This is a genomic window from Myxococcus faecalis (assembly GCF_050039385.1).
Classification (GTDB): Bacteria; Myxococcota; Myxococcia; order Myxococcales; family Myxococcaceae; genus Myxococcus; species Myxococcus fulvus.
Genome location: NZ_CP144336.1, coordinates 4872060 through 4888146, shown reverse-complemented (window position 1 = coordinate 4888146; position 16087 = coordinate 4872060). Strand labels below are relative to the sequence as shown.

The window sequence follows — 16087 nt, the reverse complement described above, 5'->3', positions numbered from 1 at the left end:
GAGCCCGGCAGGGGCTCCGTCATGCCGGGCTACGCACCATGCCGGGAACGATTGCTACTGACGGGACAACATCTCGAGCGGCACCCTCATGGAGGTGGTGTCGCCGGGCTTGATTTCGACCGTCAGCTTGAGTGCCCTGCCTTCCTCGTCCACCAGCTTCAGGGTGTGCTTGCCCGAGGGCACGTTCACCTTGAACAGCGGCGTCTCCCCCAGCAACTGCCCGCCCAGGAACACCTGGGCCTGGGGCTCGGTGCTCAGCGTGAGGAAGCCCGGCTCGCTGGTGGCCGGGGGAGCGGAGTCCCGGGGCTGGGTGCGCTTGTTGGGGGTGCGCGGCGCCTTGGCGCGCGGCGAGGACTTCTCCTCACTCACAGGGGTGGCGGTGTCCGCGACCTCCGTCTCGGCGGGAGCCTCCGGCGCGGCCTCTTCCGGCGCGGAAGCGGGGGGCCCCACCGGTTCGGGCGGTGGCTCCACGGGCCTGCCGGCGAGGGCACCCTGGGTGGGAGCGCTCTCCACCTTGGGTGGGGGTAGGGGCCCGGGCGTCTTCACCTGCGCTGGAGGCAGCGGCGTCACGCGGGGCGCGAGCCCCAGGAGGGGCCGTACCCGGTTGGAGACGACTCCACCGTCGAGCCCCAGTCCCACCACGGCGGTCCCCATCGCGAGCAGCACCAGCACGGTGGCCAGGACCTTGAGGCCGACCCGGGAGCGCGCCGCGGAGACGCCGTTCAGCGTGTGGACATGGGAGTCGTTGTCCTCGGCCTCCGCGAGTGGGGGGGGCCGCCGGTTCTCCTGGAAGGAGCGCGCGGGCTTGGTGGTGGCCTCCAGGTTCGGGTCCGGCGTCTGGAAGGACGCGGGCAGCTGGGCCTGGGTCCTGCGACGAGGAGCCGGGGCGCGGCGGGACGGGCCCGAGTCGGAGGAGGAGAGCGAGGCCACGCGGACCATGGCGGTCTCCTCGTTCCGGGCGGGCGGCATCGGAGCGGGCACCTGGGCGCGCGGGGCCTCCATCGTCCGGCCCGAGCGGGGACGCGAGTCGTTGCGCAGCGTGGTGTCGTCCCCTGCCGAGGGGCGCGAGGGCGGAGGAGGCGGCGTGCGCGCGGGCCCGGGGGACGGCGCGGCGGAGCGCGTGGAGCCCGAGGTCGTCAGCGCGGCCGGCGGAGGCGGCGTGCGCGCGGGCCCGGGAGACGTCAGCGCGGGGCGCCCCGGCTGGGTGCGGGCCGTGTGCGTCTCATCGTCGGGAGGCCGCGAGGGCAGCGTCTCCGAGGGAGGCGGCGGACGCGAGGGCTCGTGACCGGCGCCCCGGCTGCCCAGCTTCTTCTGGGGCGGCGCCCGGAGCACGGCCTTGCGAGGAGGCTCCGGGTCCGGGGGCGGCGGCGGTGGAGGCGTCGTGGGGAGCGCCGTCGTGGTGGCCCGGCGCGGCGTGGGCTGGGCGCTGGACTGCGGGCCGGACGACTTCACCGTGGGAATCGTCCCCGAGGCCCGACGCGGCATCGGCGCCGAGTCCGGGGGGCCGGAGGTGGTGTTGACGGTGGGAGGCTCGGGGACGTCGGGCGCGGTGGGGGGACTGCCGCCCATGGCCAGCATCTGCGCGACGTTCGTCTCGCCGGTGACGTCGCCCGAGGCGGGGCCGGCGATGAGGAGCTGACGGGTCTGCTCGCGCCGGTCGGCGAAGAGGCGGCGCATCACCTCGCTGCTCTGCTCGGGGTGCCAGATGAGCGGGCCCACCGCGCGCTCCAGGGCGCGGGCGAACTCCAGCGTGGAGGCGTAGCGGTCCTCGCGCCGCCTCGACAGCGCGCGCAGGACGATGGCGTCCAGCTCCGGCGGTATCTGCTTGTTGGCGCGAGAGGGCGGCGTCACCTCGCACTTCAACACCGCGTTCATCATCGCCTCGGCCTGCTTGGCGTAGAACAGCCGCATGCCGGTGAGCAGCTCGTGCAGCACCACGCCCAGGCTGAACAGGTCGCTGCGCGCGTCCAGCGGGTCGCCCATGATCTGCTCGGGCGACATGTAGCCGCTGGTGCCCTTCACCATGCCCACCGCGGTGCGGCTGGCGCGCGCCAGGCTCTTGGCGATGCCGAAGTCCAACAGCTTGGTGACGCCCTCGTACGTCACCATGATGTTCTTCTCGGCCACGTCCCGGTGGATGACGGGCGAGGGGTGGCCGAGCGGGTCCGTGAAGGTGTGCGCGTAGTGCAGCGCGACGGCCGTGTCGCGCACCGCCATCAGGCTGAAGCCCATGGGGATGGGGTGGTTGGCCTGCCGGCACGCGCGCGCCACCTCCACCAGCGTGGCCCCGGGCACGAACTCCATCGCCAGGAACAGCTCGCCCTCGGCGATGTCCAGGTCGAAGACCTGGGCGATGTGCGGATGGTTGAACGCGGCCGTGACCTTGGCCTCGTCCAGGAACATCCGGATGAACTCTTCCTCACCCCGGATGTCCGGCAGGATCTGCTTGAGCACCACCAGCTTGCGGAAGCCCGCGAGCCCACGCTGCGACGCGAGGAAGATCTCCGCCATCCCGCCCGTGGACAGGCGGCTGAGCACCTCGTACTTGCCCAGCGACCGGCCCCTGGAGGCATCCGGCGCGAGCGGCAGCGTCGTCCCACTCATCGGAAGGCGCCGAATCTACACCGGCACCCGGACGGACGCGAAAGTCGCGGTCGAAGAAAAGTCCACGAATATCGACATCACGCCGACTTCAACGAATTCTTGATGTCGGGTTCAGGTGCGGCGTGCCTGCGGGGAGCGGCTGCGGGAAGGGTGGCGGCGAGGGCGTTGAGCAGGCGCAGGTCCGAGCGGGACAGGCCGCGCAGCGTCTTGCGGAGGTCCACCAGGGCGGTGGACTCGACGCGCGGGGTGGGTGGAGGGCGCTTGCGACCCGGGGGTGTCTCGATGCTCGCGTCCAGGGCGAGCAGCTGATGGGGCGGCACACGCAGCACGGTGCACAGGCCCTTGAGGGTGTGGAGGCTGGGGAGCATGTGGCCGCGCTCCAGGCGCGCGTACACCTCGCGGGCCACGCCGAGCCGCTCGGCCACCACTGCCTGCGTCAGTCCCATGTTCCTCCGGGCCGTGCGCGCGGACATGCCCAGATGGATTCCAAGCTCGGTCTTCATTCTTCGTCCGTCGTCAGGAAGGACGCGGAGGCCCCCTCGCCACCGCGAAGGGGCGACCCTACTCCGCGCCGCTCGCGGGACGCACCCACCGTGAAGACTTCCAGGGTGTGCCGTGATGTGTGTCCATGCGGCGCGGGTGGTGTTGGCGCGAGCGGCTGTGTGAAAACCGAGGGGCGATTCGCGCTGGCTGAGGAGGGTGGGGCATGGCGATGAAGACGGTGTGGTTCGACTTCGAGAACACGCGGGACACACCCGTGGAGCTCGTCATGGAGCCATGGGGGATGCCGTACACCGTGCAGCCTGGCGGCCGGCTCGACATCGCCTGTGAGGGGCCGGAGGAGGGAGAGCTCCAGGTGAAGCGTCAGGCGGAGGGTCACGTCACCCTGTTCGCCTGGGCGGGGGCCACGTACCGGGTCCTGGAGGGAGGCAAGGAGGTCGACGCCAACGACCTTCCCGTGCCCGGCCTGCCACCGGGGCTCTCCACGAAGCAGTTCGTGGAGACGCTGTTCGGTTCGGTCGAGCAGCGCCGGGCGATGCGCGACGAGCCCGAGGACTAGGGCGTCAGGAGAACGGGCCGCCCCGCGTCCGGGCCACCGTTCTCATCGTGTTTCGCGCGCTGTTCCCAGCGAGCCCAGGCTCCTCTCGTGAGCCGGCCTCCGGACAGCGCCCCCTTCCCACTTCACATTCCGCGCGTCCGTGTCGCCCGTCCCCGCTGGGACCTGGGCTAAGACGCGCTCCAAGGTTCCATGGATACTCCTGTTTCTCCCCGCACCGTCACCGGCCGCATCGATGTCCACCCGAGAGGCTTCGGCTTCCTCACCGTGCAGACCCCGGGCTCGCACGAGGTGCTGTCCGCCTTCATCCCGCCCCCGGACCTCAACCCGCTCTTCGCCGGCGATATCGTCACCGGCACCGTGACGGCCGCCGCGGACGGCCGCTGGACGGCGAGCCACCTGTCGCTGGTGGAGCGCCCCCGCACCCGCGTCTATGGCGAGGTCGTCTCGCGCAAGGGCGCCCTGTTCCTGCGCATCGACCGCGAGGTGGGCAACGCGGACTGGGTGCTCGACGCCGGCGCCACCCGCGTGCAGCACGGCGACGCGGTGGTCGCCTCCATCGCCGACGGCAAGGTCGTGCTGCTCTACAAGGTCGAGGCCGGCGAGGACCGCTCGCTCGAGCGCATCATCGCGCGCCATGGCCTGAGCAAGGACTTCTCCGCGCAGGCCCTGGAGGACGCGCGGCTCGCGCGCGAGGTGCCCCACGCCGTGGGCTCCCGACGCGACTTGCGCGACGTGCCCACCGTCACGGTGGACGCGCCGTCCACGCGGGACATCGACGACGCCATCTCCGTGCTGCCCGCGGGACCCGACGGCGCGCTGCGCCTGCTGGTCTCCATCGCCGACGTGGCCGAGCGCGTGAAGGAGGGCACCGTGCTCGACGCGGAGGCCCGCGAGCGCGCCACCAGCGTGTACATGGCGGGCCGCGTGCTGCCGATGCTGCCCGAGTCACTGTCTTCGGACTGGCTGAGCCTGGTGCCGGGACAGGAGCGGCACTGCCTCACGGTGGAGCTGCGCATCGACCCGCAGGGCCGGGTGACGGCGGCGGACGTGTACGAGAGCGTCATCCGCTCCTGGGCGCGGCTCAACTACGACGAGGTGGGCGCCTTCCTCGACCGGGGCGAGGTGTCTCCGCCCATGGAGCCGGTGCGCGAGGTCATGCCGTGGTTCCGCCTGGCCTCGGCGCGACTGGCCGTGGCCCGTGGCGCGCGCGGCGGCATGGAGTTCGCGCGAGATGAGGCGCGGTTCACCTTCGACGCGTCCACCGGCGCGGTCTCCGGCCTCGTCTCCGAGCGCCCCACGTCCGCGCACGGGATGATTGAGCGCTTCATGGTCGCGGCGAACGAGGCCATCGCCACGTGGATGCTGGCGCGCGGCCTGCCCGGTGTCTTCCGCGTGCACGAGCAGCCGGACCCGGAGCGGGTCGCGGACCTCAACGCGTTCGCGGAGCACTCGGGCTTCGCCGCGGGCTTCGGACGGGAGCTGACGCCGCTCGCGCTGGCCGCGTTCGACCGGCAGATTGTGGGCGCCGCCGCGGAGCCGGCGCTGCGCTCGGTGCTGCGCCGCTCGCTGGGCCCGTCGCGCTACACCGTGAAGCCGGGGCCGCACTTCGGCCTCGCGGCGCCCCTGTACCTGCACTTCACCTCGCCCATCCGTCGGTACGCGGACCTGGCGGTGCACCGCACGCTGAAGGGCTACCTGCACGGGCGCCGCGACTACCTGGACGAGGACCCGACGGTGGAGTCGCTCGCCGCGCACATCAACATGCGGGCGCGCTCGGCCAACCGCGCGGAGACGGACCGGCACCATGTGCTGGAGGCGCGGTGGCTGGCGGGCCACGTGGGCAAGGAGTTCTCCGCGCGCATCGTCCGCGTGAAGCCCTTCGGCCTGGTGGCGCAGCTCGACGGCATGCTCGCGGAGGGGACGCTCCCCGCGGAGGGACTGCCCGGCGGCCCGTTCCGTCCGGACGCGCGCGAGCTGTCGCTGGTGGGCAAGGAGCGCGCCTTCACCGTGGGCATGCCGGTGACGGTGAAGGTGGCCTCCACCGACGAGCAGCTCGGACGCGTGGAGCTGGCGCTCGTCGGTTAGACACGGGGGGCGCCTCAGCCGGCGAACGGGAGCCCCTCTGTCTTGGACGAGAGGACGCTCTCGCTCACCCAGCCGACGAGGCCCGTGGAGGACTTCACCAGGAAGGCGTGGGCCTTGACCTTCTGGTTGCCCTTCACTCCGCTGGGCACGGTGACGGGCACGGCGAGCAGCACCTGGATGGCGGAGCCCGTGGCCAGCTGGGCGACGGGCTTCGACGTCGTGCGCTGCTGGAAGATGGGGAAGGACTCGCGCACCTTGGCCTCCTGCCCCACGAAGTAGAACTCCTGGGGCACGTGGTCGAGCTTGCCGGCCTTCGCGTCGAGCACGTACTTGTCGACGCGCGTCCAGAACGACTGCCACGTGCTGGAGAGGATGATGTTGTTGCCCTTCGCCTCGATGGGCGAGCGCACCGAGCCCAGCGACTTGAGCGCCTTGCCATCGAACGCGTAGAGCGTGCTGGCGCTGTCGTGGTCCGTCATGCCGGTGTGCACGGCGACCTCCTTGTGCTTGTCCCCGCTGTCGATGTCGACGATGACGAAGCCGTGCACCTCCGCGTCCGAGCGGACGTTGACGGTGGCGGCGCCGACCTTGAGCAGGTAGCCGAACCCCTTGGGGCCCTCCTGGGTCTCCAGCGAGATGTCCTCCGGCTTCCCGTCGCCGTTCAGGTCGATGGACGCGGCCTTCACCAGTGGCTCGTCCCCCGCGAGTGCGAGCGGGGCGTGCAGCAGCGCGAAGGACGACAGGGCGATGGTGGGGAGGAGCGACGTCTTCATGATGGAGATGACCTCGTGAGGACCTGGGCGTCGGGTGAAGGTGCCGCGCGGCGCGCATCGTAGCCTCGCCCGTCCTTCCCGAAGGGCTCCATGCGCCGGTGTCACGCCCACGCGCGCCAAAGCGGATTCACCCGCGCTTGTTGAAGCGGGCCGCGTTGAAGGGATTCCAGCTCACGCCCACGCGCGCTGGAGCGGACTCACCCGCGCCGGCCGAAGCGTCCCCGGAAGTGCTTGTCGAGGAAGGCCTCCGTGCTCGCGTAGGCATCCTGCGCTCGCTGGGACAGGGGCCGCGCCGGGTGGGCCTGGGCCGCGCGCCGCGCCCGCTGCATCACCGAGCGGGGCGCGTCCGGCGTCGTGCCCTCCGGCAGCTCGCGCTCCAGGGTCGCCCTCAGCGCATGGGCCTGGTCGACCACGCCGAGCGCCTCCTCCAGGGAGACCTCCTTCTCGGCGAGCGCGGCGAAGAGCTGGCAGTGGTACCGGCGGCAGCTGGAGGGCCGGTCCGCGTACACGGCGCAGGTCCGGCCCTCCAGGGCGCCGCAGTGCTGGGCGAGCGCCTGGGTGCCGTCCTCACGGCGCGCGAGCGGGACCCCGCGCCGCTCAAGCGCGGTGGCCTCGTCGGGCTGGAGCGAGACGTGGGTGAAGAGGCTCCCGTCACAGCACATGCCGCAACGGAGGCAGAGGGTGGACAGGGGCATCGTCTCCCCCTAACGCGTCCGGGCACGTCGTTCCATCTCGACGAGGCGCGGAAGGTGCCCCCGCACGCCTGCCCGTGGGTCGGGGTGCTACCTCCAGGGTGGCCAGGTACGTCCCCCTCCTCCGAGGGAGCCGTGCGCGGACCCGGGCCCACACCGGACCGGGTCGAGAACCTGTTCAGGCGGGCAACGAAACAGTGTCCATCGAGCCCGGGAAGCGCCCTGTGCCGCACGGTTCATCCGAGCCCCTCGGGCATCCGCGACCCCGGCGCCGATGTCGAGGAGGTGACGGGGAGCCTGCCCTCGTGGGCGGACAAGACTCGATACGTGCCGGGATGGGTGAAAGCGGACCCGACGGCGAAGCGGTGGGTGTGTCTGGCTTCCGCGAGGCGACTTGTCCCTGAATCCCAGGGGGTTGGCGCGCCGGATGTGGTTCCGCCACGCCTGTACTGTCGAACAAGTTCCCCGCCCCGCAGGAGTGGGCAGGCTATATGAACCCCGGTTCACCCAGGTGGTATCCGTACCGGGGGACTGCTTCCTTTCGCGCGAAGTCGTACAATCGACTCCCTTCTCACAACGGAGCTGGCATGCAGGCGGACACACGGGACGGGACGCGCGGCCGGGAGTCGGTGCTCGGCTACCGGGTGGGGACGGAGCTGACCGCGGTCGCCTCGTTCGGCGATGGTGACGCGCCGGGCCGCCTGGTGCAGCTCTCGCTCGAGCACCTGACCTTGCACCTGGACTCCAGGTCCTTGCCGAGCCCCGGACAGGCCGCGTCGGTGGTGCTGGGCCAGGGTGAGCGCTGGGCCACGTCGCTGGCCGCGGAGGTGACGGAGGTGCGCGGCGGCAAGCCGGAGGTGAGCCTGCGCTTCGTGTCGCCGCCGCTCGACGCGGGCCGGCGCATCGTCACGGTGCTGGAGGCGCTGCGCGACAACGGCCTGCTGTTGCCGCCCGAGACGCGGCCCGTGTGGAAGGAGCGCATCGACCGCAAGGAGCGCGTGCTGCGCATCTGCGAGGCGCTGGTGGGACGCCAGGCGCGCGGAGTCGCCCGCACGCCGCAGGGCCAGAAGGTCCCCGTCACCGCCGTCCACTTCGACGCGCACAACGGCCGCATGGGCTGGCGCTTCGAGGGGCCGCTGCCGCAGGGGCCCTTCGTGCTGGAGGCCTTCGGCTACAGCAGCGTCGTCCACCTGGAGATCCACGACGCGCGCGAGGAGGCCGGCTGGGTGATGATGTCCGTGCCCACGGAGGTGGTGCGCTACCGCCACCGCTGGCTGCGCCGCGCCCCGCCGAGCAGCCCGTGCACGCTGTCCTTCGACCACCCGCTGTGGCCCCAGGTGCACGTGCGCCGGCCGGTGTTGGATTTGTCCTACGAGGGCCTGGCCTTCATGACGGAGCCGGGCGAGGACCTGCTCTATCCCGGGCTGCGCCAGCCGGTGCTGGAGGTGGCCATGGAGGGCATGGCGCCGGTGCGGCTTCGCGCGGAGGTGCGCAACATCTCCGGCACCGCGGCGGGCCGTCGGTGCGGCATGTCCGTGCGGCCGCTGGACGCCGAGGGCGCCCGCGCGTGGCGCGCGCTGGTGGAGGCGCAGATGCATCCGTCCACCCGCGTGGAGGGTGACTGGGGCGACGCCACGTGGAAGCTCTTCCAGGGCTCGGGCTACTTCGGGCTGCCGGGCAAGTCGCCCGAGGACTTCACCGAGGAGCGCCCCTGGTTCGACGCCACGCAGGAGCGGCTGGAGGGCCGCACGCGCCTGGGCTACCGCGTGGTGCGTCCGGCGGGTGAGTCGCTGGAGGCCACGCTGTCCGTGGTGAAGCCGTACGAGGGCACGTGGATGGCGCACCAGCTGGCGCGTCAGGCGGTGCCCGGTCAGCGCAGCTCCGCGCGCGAGGCGCTGCGCGACATCTACCTGCGCGGCTACGAGCCCACCCAGGTGGACCCCGACGTGAAGTGGTTCATCGCCTACTGCGAGGCGAACGTGCGCTGGGTGCGCTTCACCAAGTTCGACTTCGCCAGCTGGTACGAGCACACCGGGCAGGCCAGCCTCACGCCCTTCCGCCTGATGGAGGCGGAGGTGGAGCGCGACTGGGACCACCCCGAGGACGTGGACGTCGCCGTGCCCACCGAGGCCGAGCAGGCCCGGTTCTTCCAGGAGGTCGAGCGCACCCGCCCCGTGGCGTACCGCGAGGCGCTGGACCTGGTGCCCGAGCGATTCGAGCTGTCGCGCGCGCGCACCAAGTGGGGCGAGGCGGGCCTGGGCCGCGAGCGCGAGCTGCGCGTGGCCCGCGTGGACGGCAAGGCCGTGGCCTTCGCGGTGATGGAGTCCGCGCAGCCGGGCCTCAACCTCTTCAACGTGCTGGACGGCGTGCGGCTGGTGACGCTCACCGACGACGCGCAGCCGGAGACGCAGCGGGCCCTGCTCGCGCTGCTGGCGCACGCCGCGGAGTGGTACCGCCCGCGCGGCCGCCGCGTCTTCGTGCACTACGTGGAGTCGGCGTGCGTGGAGTACGTCGAGCGCGCCGCCCTGGCGGATTTGGGCGAGGGCAAGCTGTGGATCATCTCCTCCGCGCTCCTGCCCGAGTTCCTCGAGCACCTGTGCGAGGCCACCACGCCCCGCGTCGCCTGAGACGACGAAGGCCGGGTGGCCCGAGATGGCTCCACCCGGCCCTGTGTGTGCTTCAGGTCGGCCTCACACGAGGCCGACAAGGGCCTACTGCACGGACATGCGCACGTAGTACGTCACGCCGCCGATGTCCTGCGTCTTGGCCTCCTCGTGCTTCGGGTCCTCGAGCACGGCCGCGAACTCGTACTGGACGAAGTCGTCGGTCTCCTTTCCTTCCTTCCACTCGCGGTCCCGGAACTGGAGGCCCACGGGGAACTCCTGCTCGGGCTCCAGCCGGATGGCGATGCGGGCCTTGGTCGGGTCCGTGACTTCGAAGCGCGTCTCGCCCACCTGCTCCAGGCCCTCGATTTCGCCGCCCTGCGCCTTCAGGTGCTCCATCAGCTCGCGGCCCAGGTCCACCACGATTCCGCCGCGCTCGAGCAGCGGGCGCTTGGCCTGTACGGTGCGGTCCTGGAAGCGCAGGTTGAACAGGCGGCCTTCCGTCAGCGTGTTGCGCAGGATGAACGTGGCCTCGGAGAAGCCGAACGGGATGAGGTTCACCACGTTGGTGTTGCGCCAGATGATGTTGTTGTTCTGGCGGGTGTTGTGGTCGGGGTTGCCCAGCTCCGGGTGCGTCATCGGGTCCTGCCGCGTCACCAGGCGCGCCAGCAGGCAGTAGTGGCCCGCGGCGGCCGGGTTCCACTGCACCACCACCTCGTCATCCGCGCCGGCCGGCAGGTGCACCACCTTGGCCTCGCCAATCTCCACCCAGAGGTTGGGCCACGAGGTGCTGGTGGCCGCGGCGGTGCCGTACACCTTCACCATCACGTTGTGCGCGTCCACCGTGCTGCGGTTGCGCACCTTCACGTGCACGAAGTTCGGCTGGCCGGCCTCCGGGTTCTCGTGCGGACCGGGCGTCGCCGTGGTGCGCACCCAGATGTCCTCGCTCTCCCACATGCCGTTGGCCGCGGTGGCGGCGTCCGGCTCGGCGCCCGTGTCCCACGGCTTGTCCTTGCCCCACACGTCCGTCTTGCACGCGGCCGGCACGTTGAAGCCGTTGACGGGCGCGGTGCTGGCGGGGCCCACCGAGTTGGCGTCCACGCCCAGGCCGAAGTCGGCGAAGGCCGTCCACAGCCGGCACACGTCCTCGCCGTTGTTCAGCGCCGTCGCGGCCGTGATGATGCCGTCGCGCACCTGGGTGAAGGTGGGGCCGCAGGGCGTGTTCTTCAGGCCCTCGTTGAAGTACAGCATCATGCGCTGGTTACCGGCGCCGCCCGCGGCGTTGTACAGGTTGGTGCTGAAGCCCCAGCGGTCCACCAGCGACCAGTAGGCCTCCCACATCGCCTGCGCGAAGACGGAGCCCACGCCATGCGGCACGGCCATGCCGTTGATGCTGGCGTAGGTCCAGTTGTTCACCGTCTGGTTGGTGCTGTAGCGCTTGGTGCGGATGCCCAGGCCCGTGGTGGGCTGGCCCATGGCGTAGGTGCCCATGCCGCGGCCCTGCGGCCCGGTGTCCGTGGGGCGCGCGGTGTACATCAGCGCCAGGAAGTCGCTGATGCCCTCGCCCGGCTGCTGGTTGTTCTGCAGGCAGTTGGCGTTGCTGGGGCCACCCACCTGCCGGTTGGAGATGCCGTGCCCGTACTCGTGCACGATGATGCCGCTGTCCAAATCACCGTCGCGGCGGGGGAAGGTCTGGTTCCAGACGAACATCTCCATGCGCGGGCGCTGCCCGTCCGGCGGAGACGTGAAGTAGGCGTTGTTGAGGCCGTAGCCGTCCTGCGCCTCGGCGCGCACGGAGTCGTTGCCCAGGCCCCCGTTGCCGTAGGTGTTGTGCTGGAAGTTGCCGGCCGCCTCGTCGAACCCGTACTGGTACTGGATGTCGTGGATGATGTTGTTCCAGTAGAACAGGTTGGTGATGGCCGCCGGCTTGTACGTCGACGGGTCCTGCGTCAGGTCCAGCAGGAAGCTGCAGGTGAGGCCGGTGCCGCAGTCGGGCTGCAAGAGGGGCGGCACGTCGGCGTTGGCCGAGTCGTCGTAGGCGTGGACGTTGTTGCCGCGGTGGAGGGTGTACTCGGCCCCGGGGATGCCGTTGGTGTCGTGCCAGCCGTAGGGTGACGCGATGAGGTTGGCGGGGTTGAGCAGGCTCAGCCGGCCGTCCATGGGCGGCAGCGGCGTGTTGTGGATGGGGCTCTCCACCGGGCGCCGGTAGACGGAGTACGCGTCCGACGCCGTCCAGTCGAAGCGCGTCCACACCTCGCCGGTGTTGGCGTCCACGGTCAGGTCGTAGACGTGCTTGCTGTCGGGCGTGTGGACCTGGAAGTTCCACACCAGGCGGGCGTCACCAGGGCGGATGGGCAGCAGCGCGAGCTCGGCGTCGATGGGCTCGGTGGACAGGCCGGACTGCTCCACGCGGGTGCGCTGACGGGGGCCGTCCTGCTTCTCCAGCGCGCGGGGCGCGGTGGCCAGCTTCAGGCCGAGGTGACGCGCGGCGCCGGTGACGGCGGCGGCGGCGCCCAGGCGCGGCTGGATGCTGGCGACGCTCCGGGCGAGCGACGGCAGGAAGTCGCTGTGCACGCTGAGCACGCGGCCCTGGCTGTCGACGTTGATCTGCAGCTGGCCGTTGTAGAGGGGCAGGCCCTCGTGCGTCTGGCGCAGGTAGAGGTGGGTGATACCCGTCTGCCGCGAGTAGACGCGGTCGGTGACCTCCAGGCTGGCCAGGTCCTTGAGCTCCAGGCCGAGCAGCTCGTACTGGTTCTGGACGAAGGTGAGGCCGACGGCGAGCGCGTCACCCTTGAGGGGGGAGGTGAGCGCGCCCACGGGGTTGACCAGCGAGCGCACCAGGCCCGTGGTGGCGTCGTGCTCCACGCGCAGCTCGGGCACGCTCTTGCGGAGCTGGGCCGCCTTGTCCTGCTGCTTCGCGCTGAGGCCCTGGCGCAGGCCCTGGTTGTGGGCGACGCGGGCGTCGTGGCTGCGCACGCCCTCCGAGCCTTGGACGACGGCGAACGCCGAGGGCGCGCTGCAGACGCCCAGCAGCACCAACGCCTGGGTGAGGCGTCGGCGGAAATGACCCTGTGACATGTTGGAATGCTCCGCGGTGAGGGCCGGTGGGGGATTTGAAAACCCGGCGAGCCCGCACAGAGCAGTGGACGTGCCAACGACGCCTTCCGGGCCAACACCGGAAGCGCTGTAGCGTGGGCCGTCACAAAAACGGCGGATTCGTAGCGGAAGGCGTCACGGATGACGGCGGTGACTTCGCCGTAACTTCTGGAGATTCCTGGGGTCCAGGTCGAACCCCCTCCCCCGATTCATGCGACGACCTGGGGGCGTGGAGCCGCTGAGCGGCCCCACTGCGCCACGGTGTTACAGCCCGTCGTCCTCGTCCGGGTCGGGGTAGGACTCCAGCTCCTCCTCGACCTCCTCGACGCGGCCCTTGCCGTGCTTCTTGCCCTTGGACTCCTTGGCGTCGCCGCCGTGGCCCAGGTCCGCGTCGGCGCCGACCACGTACCACTGGCGGCCCTGCTGGATGCGGCGCAGCACGCCCTCCTGCTCCAGCGCGGCGAGCAGCTTGGCGAAGGTGGCGAAGCCGTACTCGCTCTCGTCGAAGTCCGGCTCCTTGCGGACGATGGTCTCCTTGATGAGCGAGGGGTTCACCGGGCCCGTCGCGCGGGCCAGCAGGTTCTGCACCACGTCGCGGGCAATCTGCGGCACGTCCGACTTGGCGTGGCCCTTGTTGCCCGACGGCGCCTGCTTGTCGGCCTCCGCCTTGCCACCCTTGCCCCCGGCATCACGCCCGTGCCGGCCGCGCTTGCCGTGCCCCGCCTCCTCGGACGCTCCACCGTGACGACCCTTCTCACCCTTCTCCGAGCGCTGACGGGTGCGCAGGTAGATGAACTCGTCACACGCGTTGACGAACAGGGGGGAGGTGGACTCCTTCACCGCCAGCCCGATGACGGTGCGGCCGTTCTCGCGCAGCTTGTACGCCAGCGGGCAGAAATCACTGTCGCCGGAGGCGATGACGAACGTGTCGATGCTCTCGCGCGCGTAGCACAGCTCCAGCGCGTCGATGACCAGGCGCATGTCCGCGCCGTTCTTCCCCGCGCGCGTGGAGGGCGGCACGTCGATGAGCTCCACGCCGAACCGGTGCAGCCCAATCTTCGCGTCGCTGAAGCGCGACCAGTCACAGTAGGCGCGGCGGAAGACCACCTTGCCCTTCTCCAGCAGTCGGTCGAGCGAGGGCTGGAGGTCGAAGTTGGAGGCGCTGATGCCTGTATTGGTGACGAGGTTCTCGAAGTCGAGAAAGAGGGCGATGCGGTGCTCGTTGGTCCGACCGTTCACGTGAGGCCTCTGCGGTATGGCGCCCCGGCGCGTCTTCCGTCCGGAAGGGCGCCCGCCGGGCCTTGCGGGTGCACCCTAGCCTGTTCCCACCGGCATGGGGCGCGGGTGTTCGCCGGCTGAACACTCGGGCCACAGCGTCGGCCTGTCCTTCCGGGAGGTGGCCGGGGCGCCCTCCAGGCGTGAGCGCCGGGGCGTGACCTAGCTTCGGGCAAACGGGTCGAGGACCCCCCAGCCGGAGCATGCGTCATGACACGAACGAGGTGGAGTCGCTGGAAGAGTTGGGCCCTGGCGGTACCCGCCATGGGCGCGCTGCTGGTGCCCGCCGTGGGCGCCGCGGAGATACCCAACCATGACTCGCGAGAGTTCCAGCAGAGCCAGATTGAGACGGACAACACCACCACGCGGGCCTCCGTCCTGCCGCCCCTCAACCTGGGCGGCATGATTGGCGTGGACGTCACGCCCACGCAGGGCCAGGTGCCCATCGTCCAGGGGCCCAAGGTGGACACGCTGCCGGACCCCAAGCGCACGAAGCAGATCTCGGGCGAGGTGGTGGAGCTGGGCAACGACGTCCTCTACATCCAGGAGGACCAGCAGGGCGCCGTCATCCCGCTGGACCTGCAGGCGCTGCGCCTGACGCAGACGCCCCGGGAGGGCCAGAAGGTGGTGGCCGACTACCAGGTGGAGAACGAGACGCAGAACCTGGCGACGGCGCTCCAGGGAGAGAAGTGAGCGCCGCCTGCTTCAGGCACCACTCCGGGGGAGCCGCCATCCAGCGCGCTCCTCCCCCGGAAGGAACGGTGTGACTACTTCGCCTTCTTGCCGACGACGGTGTCCGGGCGCGCGTTGTCGCCGTACTTGCCCGCCGCGTAGTCGCGCGCCATCTGCTCCAGCGTGACGTGCGGCACCTTCTTCGCGTGGCCCGCCTGACCGAACTGCTTCATGCGCTCCTCGCACACGGCCTGCATCGCCGCGCGCGCGGGCGTCAGGTAGTAGCGCGGGTCGAACTCCTCCGGCTTCGCGGTGAACGCCTTGCGGATGGCGCCGGTGATGGCCAGGCGGTTGTCCGTGTCGACGTTGATCTTCCGCACGCCCGCGCGGATGCCGCGCTGGATCTCCTCCACCGGCACGCCGTAGGTCTCCTTGATGCGCCCGCCGTTGGCGTTGATGATGTCGCACAGCTCCTTGGGCACGGAGCTGGAGCCGTGCATCACCAGGTGGCAGTTGGGGATCTTCTTGTGGATCTCCTCGATGCGGCTCATCGCGAGCACGTCACCGCTGGGCTTGCGCGAGAACTTGTAGGCGCCGTGGCTGGTCCCCATCGCGACGGCGAGCGCGTCGATGCCCGTGCGGTTGACGAAGTCCACCGCCTGGTCCGGGTCGGTGAGCAGCTGGTCCAGCGTCAGCTTGCCCTCGGCGCCGTGGCCGTCCTCCTTCTCGCCCATGCCGTGCTCCAGCGAGCCCAGCACGCCCAGCTCACCCTCCACGGACACGCCGAAGCGGTGCGCCACGTTCACCACCTCGCGCGTGACGGCCACGTTGTACTCGTAGCTGGACGGCGTCTTGCCGTCGTCCTCGAGCGAGCCGTCCATCATCACGCTGGTGAAGCCCATGCGGATGGCGCTGATACACGTCTCCGGCGAGTTGCCGTGGTCCTGGTGCATGACCACCGGAATCTCCGGATACAGCTCCACCGCGGCCTGCATCAGGTTCCGCAGGAACAAGTCGTTGGTGTACTTCCGCGCACCGCGCGACGCCTGGATGATGGCCGGGCTCTGGGTGGCGCGCGCGGCCTCCATGATGGCCTGGATCTGCTCCATGTTGTTGACGTTGAGCGCGGCGACCCCGAAGTTGTTGGCGGCGGCGTAGTCGAGCAGGGGACGCAGGGCGATGAGCGGCATGACTGTGTCTCTCCGTGGCGGATTGGAAGAAGTGAGT

11 protein-coding genes are annotated in these 16087 nt (G+C 70.8%); 4 read left to right on the top strand and 7 right to left on the bottom strand.

Features of this window, described 5'->3' with window-relative positions:
- Positions 1–54: 54 nt before the first annotated feature.
- Both VZQ01_RS19545 and VZQ01_RS19540 read right to left on the bottom strand, forming a co-directional pair.
- Positions 55–2604 carry a protein kinase domain-containing protein gene (locus VZQ01_RS19545; RefSeq protein WP_426748646.1) on the bottom strand — a complete coding sequence of 850 codons (2550 nt, stop codon included), beginning with the start codon at positions 2602–2604 and terminating at the stop codon, positions 55–57.
- 77 nt (positions 2605–2681) lie between these two features.
- The gene (locus VZQ01_RS19540) at positions 2682–3107 is read right to left on the bottom strand and encodes a helix-turn-helix domain-containing protein (RefSeq protein ID WP_267698651.1); all 426 of its coding nucleotides are present in this window, start codon (positions 3105–3107) and stop codon (positions 2682–2684) included.
- A 203-nt stretch (positions 3108–3310) separates the two neighbouring features.
- Here VZQ01_RS19540 and VZQ01_RS19535 point away from each other — a divergent pair, with 203 nt between their 5' ends.
- Positions 3311–3664, top strand: coding sequence for a hypothetical protein (locus VZQ01_RS19535; protein ID WP_426748645.1), 354 nt, complete (start codon positions 3311–3313; stop codon positions 3662–3664).
- Positions 3665–3853: 189 nt separating this feature from the next.
- Positions 3854–5749 carry a ribonuclease R family protein gene (locus tag VZQ01_RS19530; protein ID WP_426748644.1) on the top strand — a complete coding sequence of 632 codons (1896 nt, stop codon included), beginning with the start codon at positions 3854–3856 and terminating at the stop codon, positions 5747–5749.
- 14 nt (positions 5750–5763) lie between these two features.
- On the opposite strand, the gene VZQ01_RS19525 is transcribed toward VZQ01_RS19530, so the two are convergent.
- On the bottom strand, positions 5764–6522 hold the full coding sequence (locus VZQ01_RS19525; RefSeq protein ID WP_426748643.1) for a hypothetical protein: 759 nt from the start codon (positions 6520–6522) through the stop codon (positions 5764–5766).
- A 197-nt stretch (positions 6523–6719) separates the two neighbouring features.
- Positions 6720–7217 carry a YkgJ family cysteine cluster protein gene (locus VZQ01_RS19520; RefSeq protein WP_223749481.1) on the bottom strand — a complete coding sequence of 166 codons (498 nt, stop codon included), beginning with the start codon at positions 7215–7217 and terminating at the stop codon, positions 6720–6722.
- A 584-nt stretch (positions 7218–7801) separates the two neighbouring features.
- Between VZQ01_RS19520 and VZQ01_RS19515 the strand changes: the two genes are divergently transcribed.
- A complete protein-coding gene (locus VZQ01_RS19515; protein ID WP_248543839.1) occupies positions 7802–9841 on the top strand; it encodes a PilZ domain-containing protein in 2040 nt (679 codons plus the stop codon).
- 84 nt (positions 9842–9925) lie between these two features.
- Here VZQ01_RS19515 and VZQ01_RS19510 read toward each other — a convergent pair whose 3' ends face one another.
- Positions 9926–12895 (bottom strand): M36 family metallopeptidase, encoded by a 2970-nt coding sequence (locus tag VZQ01_RS19510; protein ID WP_426748642.1) that lies wholly within the window; start codon positions 12893–12895, stop codon positions 9926–9928.
- Positions 12896–13177: 282 nt separating this feature from the next.
- Positions 13178–14152: an NYN domain-containing protein gene (locus tag VZQ01_RS19505; protein ID WP_426748641.1), complete on the bottom strand. Its 975-nt coding sequence runs from the start codon at positions 14150–14152 to the stop codon at positions 13178–13180.
- Positions 14153–14398: 246 nt separating this feature from the next.
- Between VZQ01_RS19505 and VZQ01_RS19500 the strand changes: the two genes are divergently transcribed.
- Positions 14399–14881 carry a hypothetical protein gene (locus VZQ01_RS19500; protein ID WP_267698656.1) on the top strand — a complete coding sequence of 161 codons (483 nt, stop codon included), beginning with the start codon at positions 14399–14401 and terminating at the stop codon, positions 14879–14881.
- A gap of 74 nt (positions 14882–14955) precedes the next feature.
- Here VZQ01_RS19500 and fba read toward each other — a convergent pair whose 3' ends face one another.
- A complete protein-coding gene (gene fba, locus VZQ01_RS19495; RefSeq protein ID WP_141326145.1) occupies positions 14956–16050 on the bottom strand; it encodes a class II fructose-bisphosphate aldolase in 1095 nt (364 codons plus the stop codon).
- Between the last annotated feature and the right edge of the window lie 37 nt (positions 16051–16087).

Excerpts from the sequence above, each read along its gene's own strand:
- VZQ01_RS19520 (WP_223749481.1), bottom strand. The coding sequence starts at position 7,217 with ATGCCCCTGTCCACCCTCTGCCTCCGTTGCGGCATGTGCTGTGACGGG.
- fba (WP_141326145.1), bottom strand. The coding sequence starts at position 16,050 with ATGCCGCTCATCGCCCTGCGTCCCCTGCTCGACTACGCCGCCGCCAAC.
- VZQ01_RS19510 (WP_426748642.1), bottom strand. The coding sequence starts at position 12,895 with ATGTCACAGGGTCATTTCCGCCGACGCCTCACCCAGGCGTTGGTGCTG.
- VZQ01_RS19525 (WP_426748643.1), bottom strand. The coding sequence starts at position 6,522 with ATGAAGACGTCGCTCCTCCCCACCATCGCCCTGTCGTCCTTCGCGCTG.
- VZQ01_RS19530 (WP_426748644.1), top strand. The coding sequence starts at position 3,854 with ATGGATACTCCTGTTTCTCCCCGCACCGTCACCGGCCGCATCGATGTC.
- VZQ01_RS19545 (WP_426748646.1), bottom strand. The coding sequence starts at position 2,604 with ATGAGTGGGACGACGCTGCCGCTCGCGCCGGATGCCTCCAGGGGCCGG.
- VZQ01_RS19540 (WP_267698651.1), bottom strand. The coding sequence starts at position 3,107 with ATGAAGACCGAGCTTGGAATCCATCTGGGCATGTCCGCGCGCACGGCC.
- VZQ01_RS19500 (WP_267698656.1), top strand. The coding sequence starts at position 14,399 with ATGACACGAACGAGGTGGAGTCGCTGGAAGAGTTGGGCCCTGGCGGTA.
- VZQ01_RS19515 (WP_248543839.1), top strand. The coding sequence starts at position 7,802 with ATGCAGGCGGACACACGGGACGGGACGCGCGGCCGGGAGTCGGTGCTC.
- VZQ01_RS19535 (WP_426748645.1), top strand. The coding sequence starts at position 3,311 with ATGGCGATGAAGACGGTGTGGTTCGACTTCGAGAACACGCGGGACACA.